This window comes from Streptomyces tropicalis (assembly GCF_029269835.1).
GTDB lineage: Bacteria > Actinomycetota > Actinomycetes > Streptomycetales > Streptomycetaceae > Streptomyces > Streptomyces tropicalis.
Window position 1 is genome coordinate 543,134 of record NZ_JARJBB010000001.1, and the last position, 12,295, is coordinate 555,428.

Sequence of the window (12,295 nt, forward strand, 5' to 3'; positions counted from 1 at the left end):
GCGTACCGCGGGTCACGGGGCGGAGCTGCCGAACAGGTGGTTCGCTCGTGCCGTGCGCAGGTGGAGCGCCGTGCGGCCCTTGCGTTGCGTCGACACCAGGCCCGCCCCGCGCAACGCACCCAGGTGCTGGGAGACGGCGCTCGGGGTGATGTCCAGCAGCCTGGCCAGAGCCGCCGTCGTCAGGGGTTCGGCCAGGGCGGTGAGCACCGCCGTCCTCGTGCGGCCCAGCACCGGGGCCAGACCCGTCAGCGCCTGCGGAGGCGGCTCCCACAGCAGGCCGACGCCCATCGCCGGGTAGCGGATCGAGGCGGCCGCGACGGGGGCCTTGTCGACACCCACGTTCGGCCAGTTGAAGACGCTGGGCAGCAGGACCAGGCCGTGCCCGCCGGTGTCCACCGTGTGGACCGAGTGCGGGGTGCGCCGGCCGTGCACCACCAACTGACCGCCTTCCCAGGCGACATCCCGGTGCAGCTCGGCGAACAGCCCTTGGACCCCACCGTCCACCAGGGTGAGCGCGCGTCTGCCGATGTCGGCTTCCAGCACCGCACGCATCCGGCCCCACTGCGGGGCGATCAGCAGCTCGTGGCACCGGTCGAGCGCTTCCGCAAGCCGCGGCAGCACGGCGGCCGGCTCGGGGGCCTCCTCGCCCGACAGGCCCCGTACGGCGCCGTACTCCCGCCGGAAGAAGCCCTCCTCGGTGGCCCGCAGCATGTCCAGCTCCGCCGAGAGGGACGGCAGCCGCTCCTCCGGCACCGGGAACAGGAACGACGGCAGCGACCCGGCGATGAGCGCTCGCAGCAGCGGCAGCTCGCGCTCGCCCGCCAGCAGCGGCCGCGCCCCTCGCACCCACGGCCGGTGCACCGCGTGGCCGGCCGGGCCCAACAGGATCCGAAGCGCCAGCACCGTCTCGCCCAGCGGCGAGACGGCGAACCGCACCTTCGCCACCGACGCCGCCGTGAACCTGATCTCGACTGCCAACCGTGCCCCGCCCCATCATGTAGCCGTAGCTGAACGATAGGCCGACGCCGGTCGCCGGCCCCAGGCTGTCCGGCATGGAATTCTTCACCTCGTACGACGGAACCGAGCTCGCCTACCGCGTGGTCGGGAACGGTCCGCCGGTGGTCTGCCTGCCCGGCGGGCCGCAGGATTCTGCCTACCTGGGCGAGCTGGGCGGCCTGTCCGCGCACCGGCAGTTGATCATGCTCGACCTCCGCGGCACGGGGCGGTCCGCGATGCCCGCGGACATCGCTTCCTGCCGCTGCGACCGGCTCGTCGACGACGTGGAGGCCCTGCGCGGGCATCTGGGCCTGACCCGGATGGATCTTCTCGCGCATTCCGCCGGTGCGAACCTGGCCGTGCAGTACGTCGGCCGCCGTCCGGAACATGTGGACCGGCTCGCGCTGATCACGCCGAGCGTCCGGGCCGTCGCCATCGGGATCACCGGAGAACTGCGGCGCGAGACCGTGCAACTGCGCCGGGACGAACCGTGGTTCCCGGAGGCGTTCGCCGCCCTGGAGGCGATCGGGGCGGGCCGGGCCACTGCCGGCAGTTGGCAGGCCATCGCACCGTTCTCCTACGGCCGTTGGGACGAGGCGGCTCGCGCCCATCAGGCTGCCGAGGAGGAGCAGACGAGCAGGGACGTCGTGGCCGCCTTCAACGCCCGGGGCGCCTACGACCCGGACGCCACCCGCGCGGCACTCGCCCGGTTCGGGGCACCGGCGCTCCTGCTCGCCGGGGAGGTCGACCCGGGCGCCCCTCCCCCCGCGGTGGCCGAGTTGGCCGCGCTGTTCCCGAACGCCGAATTCACCGTCCAGCCCGGAGCCGGACACTTCCCGTGGCTCGACGACGCGGAGCGGTTCGTGGCAGCCACCATGGCGTTTCTGGGCTGAGCCACTCCCCGCCGCCCTCGTCGCCCGGCGCTGCCGTCGAGGGACGACACGGGCCCACGGCTCCGAGGGAGTCGGAGGCCGTGGGCCCGTGCACCTGTCGTTCACCTACGCGTTCCGTGGTCAGCCGCGGCAGCCGACGACCACGGTCGGAGCACAGTTGGTGGGCACGTTGCCGTTCACCCGGGATCTGTCCAGGGTGACGGGTCCGCCCTCGTTGTCGAATCCGCCGGGCGCGTTCGTCGCACGGTTGTTGTTGACGTTGGTGCCGGTCAGCGTGGCGGTGCCGGGGCCGATGTTGGCGTACCCGCCACCCACACCGCTCGGCCCCACCGCGGCGTTGGCGTTGATGTTGCTGTCCTCCACGGCGACGTTGCCGTCACTGGCGATGCCCCCGCCCTTCTCACCGGCGGTGTTGTTGACCACCCGGCTGCGGACGAGTGCGAGCCGTCCGTCGACGGCGATGCCTGTGATCCGGTCCAGGTTCAGGTTGGCGTTGACCTTCAGGAGCCCGAATGCCGCCGCGCTCGTGTTCCTCGTGATCGTCGCATTGTCGCCATGAATGGTAAGGGGCACGCTGACCTGCAGCGACGCGGTCAGGACGTACTTGCACCCCGGTGCCAGGTCCAGAGTGTCGTTGGCGGCGGCATTGGTGACGGCGCTGACCAGCGCCGCGGAATTGCAGGGAACCGCCGTCTGCGCGGACGCCGGCGATGCCGTGGCCAGCGCGGGGCGCGGGCCCCCGCCCCCTCCCCTGTTCAGCCCGCGTCCGTCATGCGGCGGGCCGACGCCTCTGCGCGATCGGCTCGGGCCAGCAGCACGGCTCGACGGCGAGGCCACCACATCAGGTCGGCCAGGAGGAGCACGACCACCAGCCACGAGGCGATCGTCTCGCCGGTCGTGCTCATCGCGGTGTCGTACACGGCGAGGGCGACCGCCAGCGCGGTGACGAGCAGGACGACCCAGCGGCCCAACCGGTCCTCCTCGGCGGTCCGGCGCAGGGCGCCGGCGTACTCGACGACCGCAGGAGCCAGCCGTGGATCGCCGACGGCCTCGCCGCGCCGGGTGGCGCGCACCACGGCCGCACGGTCGACGCCGTTCATGTCCTTGGCCGCGGGCCAGATCCTGGCCATCCGGCGCGCCACTCGGATCCCGTACAACAGGCCCAGCACCACGAAAACCACCGCGGCGGCCACCCACGACATCGCCTCGACGAGAACGAAGGCTCCGAAGAAGAAGCCGGCGGCCAGGCCGACGCCCACGGCCCGGCTCACCGGCCCCCGCTGCCACATCCAGCCCGGGACAAGAATCACCTGTTCACGGTGGCCCTCACCCCTCGAGGACGCAACCAGCGCACCGGCACGTCGGCCCCCGCACACGCATTCGGGGCACCACAGCGGAGAACCGCCGGACCGAGCTGCTCCGTCACCGTGGCCACGGGCCGCCGGTCGTGTTCACCCCCGCCAGGGCACCGGCAGACGCGGACGCAGGGGGCCGCCAGGACCTGGCTCGCCCGTGTGACCAGCTCAGCGACGTCCCGTGTAGCGCTGCACGAGCTGGTCGCCACCGCGTCCACCGGCTACGGCTGCTCCGGCAGCGGCGGCCCGGGTACGTCTGCGGGGCCCCCGAAGCCGACAGCACCGCACCCACCAGGCCGCATGCGGCCACGGCGCCGGCAGCCCCCAACGCGACTCTGAGCCTCTCCGCCGCCCAAGATTCCGGCCTCATCCGCTCCCCCTCTCGGCGAGCCCGGCCACCTCGGGCCCGCCGGACCCGACAGGCGTCCCGTAGCGGCCCGTATACCCCGCGCCGAAGGGGTCTTTGCCCCCGGAAGGCTGCATGGGCTGCGAGAAACCCCGTAGCGACGCGGGGCGACCGACGCCTGGGACGACCCTGGTCGTCACCACACGTGACCAGCGGATTCCCTGCCATCGGTAGGGCGGGTCGAATGCAGCCCTCGGGACCCCCGGTTCCCCGTGAGCCCCCGTCCGCTCCGGCACAGGAGTGGCACGGTCCCGGGGGGCCGCGCCTCGGGCCCCCTCGACGGGAACCAGGGGCGGGCGGCCCCTGAGGTCCGTCCTGCTGGTCAGTCGGTCGGCGGGGACCGGCGGCGGTCGGCCGGGGTCTCCATGGTTGCTGTGTTGCGCCGGTGTGCCGCTTCCTCGAGGCAGTGGCTGAGGACGCGGCGGCACACCGGAACGAGTGACGGGTCCGGCAGTCCACGCTTGGGCAGAGCGACTGAGGGTTTGCCTGAGCGGTCCATCAGGACGAACTGGCGGTCGTACTCCACCAACTCGTGGAACGTTGACCAGGCGTAAATGTGCGTAACGCCTTCCGTGCTCACGGTCAGAGCGTCCTCGGTGATCACCTCCTCGTGAGGCTGCCGCAGGGCGGGCGAACGGTTCCAGACCCTGCATGCGCTGCGGAGGAGGGCCCGACGGGAGGAGAGCGCGACTGCCCGGTAGCCGTAGCCCACGGACATCACCGCGCACGCCACCGTGATGAGCGAGGTGTCAGCCTGATAGCCGGAGCTTGTCCAGGGCGCGCCGAAGATCACCGTGAGTGCGAGGCTTACGCCTGAGTTGACCGACGCCCTGTTGCGTGAGCGGCGCCGTGTCGGGGACTTGGCGGCCAATTCCGCGATGTCGTCGCTCTCTGGCACATAGTTCAGCGTCAGCGCCTGCATGCCCTCGCCCCAGTGCTCCCGACGGTATGAATTACGGATCATAGTGTGGCGGTCGGTGGACGAGACTCCTGCCGAGCCAAGCCGTGATCGCGTGGCTCACCGGCCTGTCCGGTCGACAGGGGGATGAACCCGGCTGCGCCGATCCTGTGCGCCGACGGTCCCCGTGGACTGTCCGGGATCAACGACCCGCAGAGCGTCGCGTCCCGGAAGGCGCCTACCGCCGACCAGGACGGGGAGCCCGGTCACGTTCTTCCCTGTGCCCGGGGGTGCGGAGGCCGTCTTGGGGATGCGCCCAGAGCGTGATTTCCGGGTGAGCGCATCCTGCTTCCATCCAAGCGAACTGCACTGAGTCGTGAGTCCGGAGTAATACCCACGCCGCTCAGGAGTCTGTGGTCTGCCTCGGTATGGTTCCGCGCAGCCCAAAAGGATCCCAGATCTCTGAGCTTCTTGTTGCTTTCTCCGTCCAGGAGAACCCAATCCCGTCCGTACCGAAACGGCGGAACGAAGTCGCGAAGACAGGTCCAGAGCGAGTCGAGGAAGCCGCTCACTGTCTGGGTGCTGAAGGCTGTGCACTGGAACAGGTCCCCGGGAATGTCGGTCATTGCACTCACATCGACGGTCAAAGTGCGCTCGGCAAGTGCTCTCTTGGCATTGTCCAGCGCCTCGTCCAGTACGTCGGAAGGGTCTGAGGTGCTGTCCAAGGCGGGTGGAAGGACAGTGTGCAGCATGTCGGTGACGACGGCTTGGATGGTGTCGGGGCCCGGGGTTGTTCGGCGACGCATGCCGTCCACGTACGTACCGATCGATACGTGTTCCGGGAAGTCTCCTGGTGCGTACAGCACCTCGGGCCGTTGCCACAGGATGACGAAGAACGCTGTGGACACCAATACGGGGAACACGACCGCGAAGACTGCAAGTAGCCCTTGAACCCAGCCGCTCGACTGGGCGGCCGCAATGCCGACGGTCGTCTCGGAAAGTCCCAGGAACAGCGCGATGATCCAGAGAGGGTTGAGAACTCGTGGTGGATGGCCTGGTGGCGGGGCTTCGCTTCCCATGGGATCAGAGTGGCACTGAGTGGGTGCTGTCGTGAGTGAAACGGACTCAACGCGTGGCCGTGTGGTTCCTGCCGTGCGGACCACCCTGCTTCGTCGTCCCGCCACCCTCCCCGGCTCGGCGCGCGCGTGGTCCTTCTCCACCCGCCTGCCGCCCCGGTGGTCCAGCCTGCGAGAGTGGTCCCGTGCTGCTGGAACCTGAGAACACCCTCTTCATTCGTGGTGCCACGCCTGTGCTCCTGCTGGCGGGCGCGCCCGTCCACGACGCCCTGCCCCCCTTGATCGCGCCCGACGGAGCGGTGCCCTCGTGCGAGGGATGGAGCATCGTCCCCCGCCTCACCCTGTGCGTCGTGGACGGACCTGGCGACCACGGAGTCGTCGTCCCCGCACTCGCTGCGCCGGTGGTCGGCGGGGCGGACGATGACACGGCATCGAGCGGCATGGGCGAATGGTGCGCCGATGCGGAGCAGGCCGGCGGAGCAGTGGTCATGTCTTTGGACCGGCTGCCGGAGGCACTCGACTGGTCTGCCTTGCTGTCCTCCGGCGCCGCGCGCGGCGGCTTCATGCCTGCGCCGGCCTGACGGCAGGGGTGCGGGAGCCGCGCGGACAGCATGACGCCTGCTGACTGCGCGAGCCTCTCGAGTCCGGACCTCTTCGGCCCGAAGCAACGTGGGGGAGAGCCCTGCCTTGAGGTGGTGTGCTCTTCACCTGTGCTGATGGTTCGCTGACGTCCGCGCTCGTCCGCCACTGTGCGTCAGCGTTGTCACGCAGTCAGACACTCACCCGTGCTGCGCGTTCGGTGTGCTGGTGGCAGTGAGCGTCAGTCATGGTGCTTCGCGGTGGCGTCGATCTCGGCGATCAGGGCCTCGATGCGGGTCCTGATCTCGTCGCGGATCGGGCGCACGGCCTCGACGCCCTTGCCGGCCGGGTCCTCCAGCGCCCAGTCGAGGTACTTCTTGCCGGGGAAGATCGGGCAGGCGTCGCCGCAGCCCATGGTGATGACGTAGTCGGACGCCTGAACGGCCTCGGTGGTGAGGACCTTCGGCGTGGCGGCCGAGATGTCGACGCCGACTTCCTTCATGGCCTCGACCGCGGCGGGGTTGACCTGGTCGCCGGGTACGGAACCGGCGGAGCGGACCTCGACCCGGTCGCCCGCGAGGTGGGAAAGGAATCCGGCGGCCATCTGTGAGCGTCCGGCGTTGTGGACGCAGACGAACAGCACGGAGGCGAGCGGACTGGAGGACATCGGTTCTTCCTTCACAAGCGGACCGGGCGGAGCCCCTTCAGGCGGTACGCCGACGGGACGTCGGGATGCAGTTCCCTGAGATCAGCCTGGACTGGTATCAGCCCCAACTGATGTGACAGTATCAGTCCATGCTGACGTCAGTCGATACTGATCTGATCCGGGTGCTGGCCGACCCACTCAGGCTGCAGATCGTCACCCTGCTCGCCAAGGAGACGCTCTGCACCACGCACCTGGTCGAGGAGACCGGGGCGAAGCAGACCAACCTCTCCAACCACATGAAGGTGCTGCGTGAGGCCGGAGTCGTCGATACGGAGCCCTGCGGCCGGTACACGTACTACAAGCTGCGCCCGGACGTCATCGCCCACCTCGCCGGTCGGTTCACAGAGCTGGCCGAGTCCGCCCGGAACGCCGCCGAGAACAAGAGGGCCTGCCCGTGACCCGCACTGAAGCACCCGCGACTGCCGAGGAGACCTCGATCGTCGCGAAGCTGTCGACGCTCGACCGCTTCCTTGCCGTCTGGATCCTGCTCGCCATGGCCGTCGGCCTCGGCCTCGGCCGGGCCATCCCCGGACTGAACGACGCGCTGGCCAAGGTGGAGATCGGGGGTATCTCCCTGCCGATCGCCATCGGCCTGCTGATCATGATGTATCCGGTGCTGGCCAAAGTCCGCTACGACAAGCTCGACGCGGTGACGGGTGACAAGAAGCTCATGGCGTCCTCGCTGGTCGTCAACTGGCTCGTCGGACCTGCGGTGATGTTCGCCCTCGCCTGGATCTTCCTGCCGGATCTACCCGAGTACCGCACCGGCCTGATCATCGTCGGGCTCGCCCGATGCATCGCCATGGTCATCATCTGGAACGACCTCGCCTGCGGCGATCGTGAAGCCGCCGCTGTCCTCGTGGCCCTCAACTCGGTCTTCCAAGTTCTGGCGTTCGGCCTGCTGGGCTGGTTCTACCTCGATCTGCTGCCCGGTTGGCTCGGCCTGGGTGACGGCCAGCACCTGAACGTCTCCATGTGGAAGATCGCGCTGAACGTAGTCATCTTCCTCGGTATCCCGCTGCTCGCCGGTTTCCTCACCCGCCGCATCGGTGAGGAGAAGCTCGGTCGCGAGAAGTACGAGACCGGCTTCCTGCCGAGGATCGGCCCATGGGCGCTGTACGGCCTGCTGTTCACGATCGTCATCCTCTTCGCCCTGCAAGGGAAGACGATCACCTCCCAGCCGCTGGACGTAGCCCGAATCGCGCTGCCGCTGCTGGTCTACTTCGCGATCATGTGGTTCGGCGTGTTCACCCTGGGCAAGACCATCGGCCTCGCCTACGACCGCACCGCCACCCTCGCCTTCACTGCCGCCGGCAACAACTTCGAGCTGGCCATCGCGGTGGCCATTGCCACCTTCGGCGTCACTTCCGGCCAGGCCCTGTCAGGCGTCGTCGGTCCACTCATCGAGGTTCCGGTCCTGGTCGCCCTGGTCTACGTCTCCCTCGCCCGGCGGCAGAAGTTCACCACCCGTGCTCAGGCTCCCGTGACCTAGACGCGCCGCGACCCCGCCCCGTACCGCGGGGCGGGGTTCGCTTTTCCCGTGAACCTTTGGGATCACGCAGCCGCGGGGAGGACCAGGAGCCGGCCCATCGCGGCCAGAACGGACGGTTCGACTCGGTAGTACACCCAGGTGCCGCGCCGTTCGGAGGTCAGCAGACCCGCCTCCTTCAGCTTCTTCAGGTGGTGCGAGACGGTCGGCTGGGAGACTCCGACATCAGAGATGTCGCACACGCACGCCTCGCCGCCCTCGTGCGAGGCGACCGCAGAAAACAGCCGCAGGCGAACCGGGTCACCGAGCGCCTTGAACATGCGGGCAGCCGTCTCAGCCTCTTCGGCAGTCATGGGCCTTTCGGCGAGCGGCGGGCAGCACGGTGCCCCACCCTGGCCTTCGGGTTCGAGCAGCGGCGGCAGCTTGGCATTCGACATACATCTATGTTGACATATGTCGAACCAGGCGGCCCAGGGGCGGGTCGGCGCGGCCGCCGCCCCCTGCTGGAGTGATGCACCGCTGCACAGCCGGCCCGGCTACCGCCGATCCCCGCACCCTCCACGCCTCTCGCGAACCCTTTGAATTCGATGAATGTCTATGTTGACGCCTATCGATACAGGTGCCATGCTTGCGGCGCAAGCCATCGACAAACGTCGAAACACGCAAGGAGTCGCCGTGAACGCGCCCACCACCGAGCTGCCCGTCGTCGTGATCGGGGCCGGACCGATCGGCTTGGCCGCCGCTGCCCACCTGGCCGAGCGCGGCCTCGAGTCCGTGGTCCTGGAAGCCGGACACACCACCGGCGCCGGGGTGCGAGAGTGGGCACACGTGCGGCTGTTCTCCCCATGGGGTGAAGTGGTCGATCCGGCCGCCGAAAAACTCCTCGCTCCCACCGGCTGGAGCAAGCCGGACGCGGGGATCCACCCGTCCGGCGGAGACTGGGCCGACCTCTACCTGAAGCCCCTCGCCGACGTGCTCGGCGACAAGGTCCGCACCGGCGCCCGGGTAACCGGCGTCTCGCGCACCGGCCGGGACCGGATCGTCGACGCCGAACGCGAGGCGCAGCCCTTCGTCGTCCACGTCGAGCACGCCGACGGCCGGGAAGAGCGACTGTTCGCCCGGGCGGTCATCGACGCCTCCGGCAGCTGGACCATCCCCAGCCCCGCCGGCGGCAGCGGCCTTCCCGCCCTTGGCGAGCGGGCGGCAGCCGAGAAGATCACCTACCGCGTTCCCGACCTGAAGGACCCGGCTGTGCGGGCCCGGTACGCAGGCAAGCGCACCGCTGTCATCGGCTCCGGCGCCTCGGCGTTCACGGCGCTGGCCTACCTCGCCGACCTGGCCAAGGCCGAGGACGGTTCGGGAACGAAGGCCGTATGGATCCTGCGCCGCCACATCTCCGGGTCGACCTTCGGCGGCGGCACAGCCGACCAGCTCCCGGCCCGCGGCGCGCTCGGCCTGGCGGCAAAGGCGGCAGTGGACGACGGACACGCGGACGCGGTAACGGGCTTCCGCACCGAAGTGATCGAGCGCGACGGCGACGGCCGCGTGGTCCTCGTCGCCGACGACGGCCGCCGCCTGGAGCCGGCGGACGAGGTGATCGTGCTGACCGGCTTCCGCCCCGACCTGTCGTTCCTGTCGGAGATCCGCCTCGGCCTGGACGAACGCCTGCAGGCCCCGATTGCGCTCGCTCCGCTGATCGACCCCAACCAGCACTCCTGCGGCACCGTCTACCCGCACGGCCACCAGGAGCTGGCCCACCCGGAGCAGGGCGTCTATCTCGTCGGCATGAAGTCCTACGGTCGCGCTCCGACGTTCCTCGCGATGACCGGCTATGAGCAGGTCCGCTCCGTCGTGGCCGCCATCGCCGGCGACATCGAGTCCGCCGACCGCGTCGAACTCACCCTCCCGGAAACCGGGGTGTGCGGCGGAGCGGGCCTGTTCGACGCCCCCGAGGCGGAGCAGACCGGTGGTGGATGCTGCACCCCGGCACCCCAGCTGATCCAGCTCGGCGCAAACGCCCCTGCCGAAGACGCGGCGGCGGGTGGCTGCTGCGGTGCGTGAACAGCCTTCCCACCCGCCGCCGCGGGGCCGCGACCGGATCGGGGGACCGGTCGCGGCCGCCCGCGGGTGGCCACCTGCTCCACCGTCACACCCAAGCCGCGGTTCCTCGCCCCCGCACGACGTCCTGGCGGAACTCATCCGGGTAAGACTTGCGCACAGCGACATCCTTCCTTCCCACCCGCCGCACAGGGCAGGCCAGTTCAGATGTCACCCGATCGTGCAGCAGCCCCAAGGGCCTTGCATGAGCGGACTACGGCTCAGTATCCGAAACCGGCCCCTACCGATGCCGAACGCGCAGGTGGGCTCATGTTGTCTTTCGGCGGGGCATCAGCAGGAAGGCCAGCACCGCCACCGCGAGCGGCAGGATGCTGACGATCAGCATGGTGAGCCGTAGCCCGTTGGTGAAGTCCAGCCCGAGGTCCAGCCCTGAGGCCTGACGGAGCAGGTTGGGGTCGTACACGGTGCTGCCCGGAGTCTGCGCCAGTCCGCTGCGCACGGCATCCACGGCCTGCCCGGCCCGGGCCACCGACAGTCCGCGTGACTTCGCGTCCATCAACCACTGCCGCTGGAAGAAGAGATTGAGAAGCAGAACGTAGACGGTGGGCCCGAGAGCGGCGCCGGTCATCGCGAAGGCCATCTGGACGGAGGCCACCGCGCCGGAGTGCCCGGGCGGTGCCTGGGAGAGGACCGTCTCGGACACCGATGCGGAAGTGACCACCGACCCGAGGTTGCACAGCCATGTGGTCGGCACGAGCAGCCACAGCGCCATCGCGGGGCCGGCGGTGCCCGCCAGCAGCAGTCCACTTGCCGCCATCACCACCAGACCGATGATCATCACCGGTCGCGGGCTGCGCTTCCCGATCAGGCTCCCGGCCAGGATCACGGTGCCGGCAATCAGCAGTGTGCCGGGCAGGTACAGCAGGCCGACGGACTCGGGTGAGAGCGACAGCACAACGCTGCCGAACTGCCCCAGGACGATGCCGAGCCCCGCGATCAGGAAGTTCAGCGTGAGGGTCGCCGCCAAGGCCACCTTGAACGGTGCGCTGCGGAACAGTGTCAGGTCCACGGCGGGTTCCGGAGTACGGCGTGCATGAAGCACGAAGAGCGCGGCGAGGACCGGGCTGATCAACAACGGCACCCATGTCTCGGGCCGGAGAATGCCGTTCTGCGCCGCGGCGAGGCCGACGACGAGGGCCAGAAGAGTCGCCCCGATCAGGGTGACACCCACCACGTCGAGGCGATGGCCCGGCTGGACGGGTGACTCCGGGACGTACCGGGACGTCAACCACAGCGACACCAAGCACAGCAACGGGGCGATCAGGAACAGGAACCGCCAGCCGACGACCGTCACCGCCCAGCCCGCGAACGCGGGGATCACCCCGCACAGGATCACGTCAACGGCCATCAAGCCACCGATGGCGACCGGCCGCTTCTCCGGCGTCACCGACACCTTCAGCAGGGCCAGCGGCACTGCCAGCAGCGCGGTCATCCCCAGCCCGGCCAGGAAGCGCATCGCAAGCAGGAAGCCATAGCCGGGCGAGAAAACGGAGAGCAGGTCGGCGACCGTGACGAAGACCAGTCCCAGCATCAGCAGCCGCTTGAGCCCGATGGAGTCCCCGAGCCTGCCCGCGGCGAGGACGGAGGTGGCCATCACCAGCGTCGCCGCCCCGCCGAGCAACCCCACGACTTGCGGCGGCACATGGAGAGCCCGGTTCACCTCCGGCAGATTCAGGCCGAGCACCAGCGGATCGACGACGGTGACCGTGAAGGCGAGGGCGAGGGCGAGGGTGATCCGCAGGGGCGTCGAGGTGGTGGGTGACTCAGCGGATGGCACCG

The 12,295-nt window shown here is 69.6% G+C and carries 13 protein-coding genes; 5 read left to right on the forward strand and 8 right to left on the reverse strand.

Features of this window, described 5'->3' with window-relative positions; genetic code table 11:
- Nucleotides 1–12: 12 nt before the first annotated feature.
- Nucleotides 13–978, reverse strand: coding sequence for an ArsR/SmtB family transcription factor (locus tag P3H78_RS02425; RefSeq protein ID WP_276107026.1), 966 nt, complete (start codon nt 976–978; stop codon nt 13–15).
- Between the two features lie 74 nt (nt 979–1,052).
- Here P3H78_RS02425 and P3H78_RS02430 point away from each other — a divergent pair, with 74 nt between their 5' ends.
- Nucleotides 1,053–1,889, forward strand: coding sequence for an alpha/beta fold hydrolase (locus P3H78_RS02430; RefSeq protein WP_276107027.1), 837 nt, complete (start codon nt 1,053–1,055; stop codon nt 1,887–1,889).
- A 120-nt stretch (nt 1,890–2,009) separates the two neighbouring features.
- On the opposite strand, the gene P3H78_RS02435 is transcribed toward P3H78_RS02430, so the two are convergent.
- From P3H78_RS02435 to P3H78_RS02450, 4 genes are all read right to left on the reverse strand, one after another.
- Nucleotides 2,010–2,462, reverse strand: a complete 453-nt coding sequence (locus tag P3H78_RS02435; RefSeq protein ID WP_276107028.1) for a hypothetical protein — start codon at nt 2,460–2,462, stop codon at nt 2,010–2,012.
- A 182-nt stretch (nt 2,463–2,644) separates the two neighbouring features.
- Entirely contained in the window at nt 2,645–3,199 is a 555-nt protein-coding gene (locus tag P3H78_RS02440; protein ID WP_276107029.1) for a hypothetical protein, read from the reverse strand.
- Nucleotides 3,200–3,972: 773 nt separating this feature from the next.
- Nucleotides 3,973–4,572 (reverse strand): YcxB family protein, encoded by a 600-nt coding sequence (locus tag P3H78_RS02445; RefSeq protein WP_276107030.1) that lies wholly within the window; start codon nt 4,570–4,572, stop codon nt 3,973–3,975.
- A 242-nt stretch (nt 4,573–4,814) separates the two neighbouring features.
- On the reverse strand, nt 4,815–5,627 hold the full coding sequence (locus tag P3H78_RS02450; RefSeq protein WP_276107031.1) for a hypothetical protein: 813 nt from the start codon (nt 5,625–5,627) through the stop codon (nt 4,815–4,817).
- 182 nt (nt 5,628–5,809) lie between these two features.
- On the opposite strand from P3H78_RS02450, the gene P3H78_RS02455 reads away from it, so the two are divergent.
- Nucleotides 5,810–6,205, forward strand: coding sequence for a hypothetical protein (locus P3H78_RS02455; RefSeq protein ID WP_276107032.1), 396 nt, complete (start codon nt 5,810–5,812; stop codon nt 6,203–6,205).
- 239 nt (nt 6,206–6,444) lie between these two features.
- Here P3H78_RS02455 and P3H78_RS02460 read toward each other — a convergent pair whose 3' ends face one another.
- Nucleotides 6,445–6,870 carry an arsenate reductase ArsC gene (locus P3H78_RS02460; RefSeq protein ID WP_276107033.1) on the reverse strand — a complete coding sequence of 142 codons (426 nt, stop codon included), beginning with the start codon at nt 6,868–6,870 and terminating at the stop codon, nt 6,445–6,447.
- A gap of 128 nt (nt 6,871–6,998) precedes the next feature.
- Here P3H78_RS02460 and P3H78_RS02465 point away from each other — a divergent pair, with 128 nt between their 5' ends.
- On the forward strand, nt 6,999–7,307 hold the full coding sequence (locus P3H78_RS02465; RefSeq protein WP_276107034.1) for an ArsR/SmtB family transcription factor: 309 nt from the start codon (nt 6,999–7,001) through the stop codon (nt 7,305–7,307).
- On the forward strand, nt 7,304–8,401 hold the full coding sequence (gene arsB / locus P3H78_RS02470; protein WP_276107035.1) for an ACR3 family arsenite efflux transporter: 1,098 nt from the start codon (nt 7,304–7,306) through the stop codon (nt 8,399–8,401). The genes P3H78_RS02465 and arsB overlap by 4 nt, the downstream gene beginning before the upstream one ends.
- A 62-nt stretch (nt 8,402–8,463) precedes the next feature.
- Here arsB and P3H78_RS02475 read toward each other — a convergent pair whose 3' ends face one another.
- Nucleotides 8,464–8,835, reverse strand: a complete 372-nt coding sequence (locus P3H78_RS02475; protein WP_276107036.1) for an ArsR/SmtB family transcription factor — start codon at nt 8,833–8,835, stop codon at nt 8,464–8,466.
- Nucleotides 8,836–9,073: 238 nt separating this feature from the next.
- On the opposite strand from P3H78_RS02475, the gene P3H78_RS02480 reads away from it, so the two are divergent.
- A complete protein-coding gene (locus P3H78_RS02480; RefSeq protein WP_276107037.1) occupies nt 9,074–10,459 on the forward strand; it encodes an NAD(P)-binding domain-containing protein in 1,386 nt (461 codons plus the stop codon).
- A gap of 304 nt (nt 10,460–10,763) precedes the next feature.
- Here the strand turns inward: P3H78_RS02480 and P3H78_RS02485 are convergent, their stop codons facing one another.
- On the reverse strand, nt 10,764–12,293 hold the full coding sequence (locus P3H78_RS02485) for an MFS transporter (protein ID WP_276107038.1): 1,530 nt from the start codon (nt 12,291–12,293) through the stop codon (nt 10,764–10,766).
- Between the last annotated feature and the right edge of the window lie 2 nt (nt 12,294–12,295).

What these genes read in the sequence shown, in the direction of transcription:
- P3H78_RS02430 (WP_276107027.1), top strand. Translation starts at nt 1,053, where the DNA reads ATGGAATTCTTCACCTCGTACGACGGAACCGAGCTCGCCTACCGCGTG.
- P3H78_RS02445 (WP_276107030.1), bottom strand. Translation starts at nt 4,572, where the DNA reads ATGCAGGCGCTGACGCTGAACTATGTGCCAGAGAGCGACGACATCGCG.
- P3H78_RS02450 (WP_276107031.1), bottom strand. Translation starts at nt 5,627, where the DNA reads ATGGGAAGCGAAGCCCCGCCACCAGGCCATCCACCACGAGTTCTCAAC.
- P3H78_RS02460 (WP_276107033.1), bottom strand. Translation starts at nt 6,870, where the DNA reads ATGTCCTCCAGTCCGCTCGCCTCCGTGCTGTTCGTCTGCGTCCACAAC.
- P3H78_RS02465 (WP_276107034.1), top strand. Translation starts at nt 6,999, where the DNA reads ATGCTGACGTCAGTCGATACTGATCTGATCCGGGTGCTGGCCGACCCA.
- P3H78_RS02475 (WP_276107036.1), bottom strand. Translation starts at nt 8,835, where the DNA reads ATGTCGAATGCCAAGCTGCCGCCGCTGCTCGAACCCGAAGGCCAGGGT.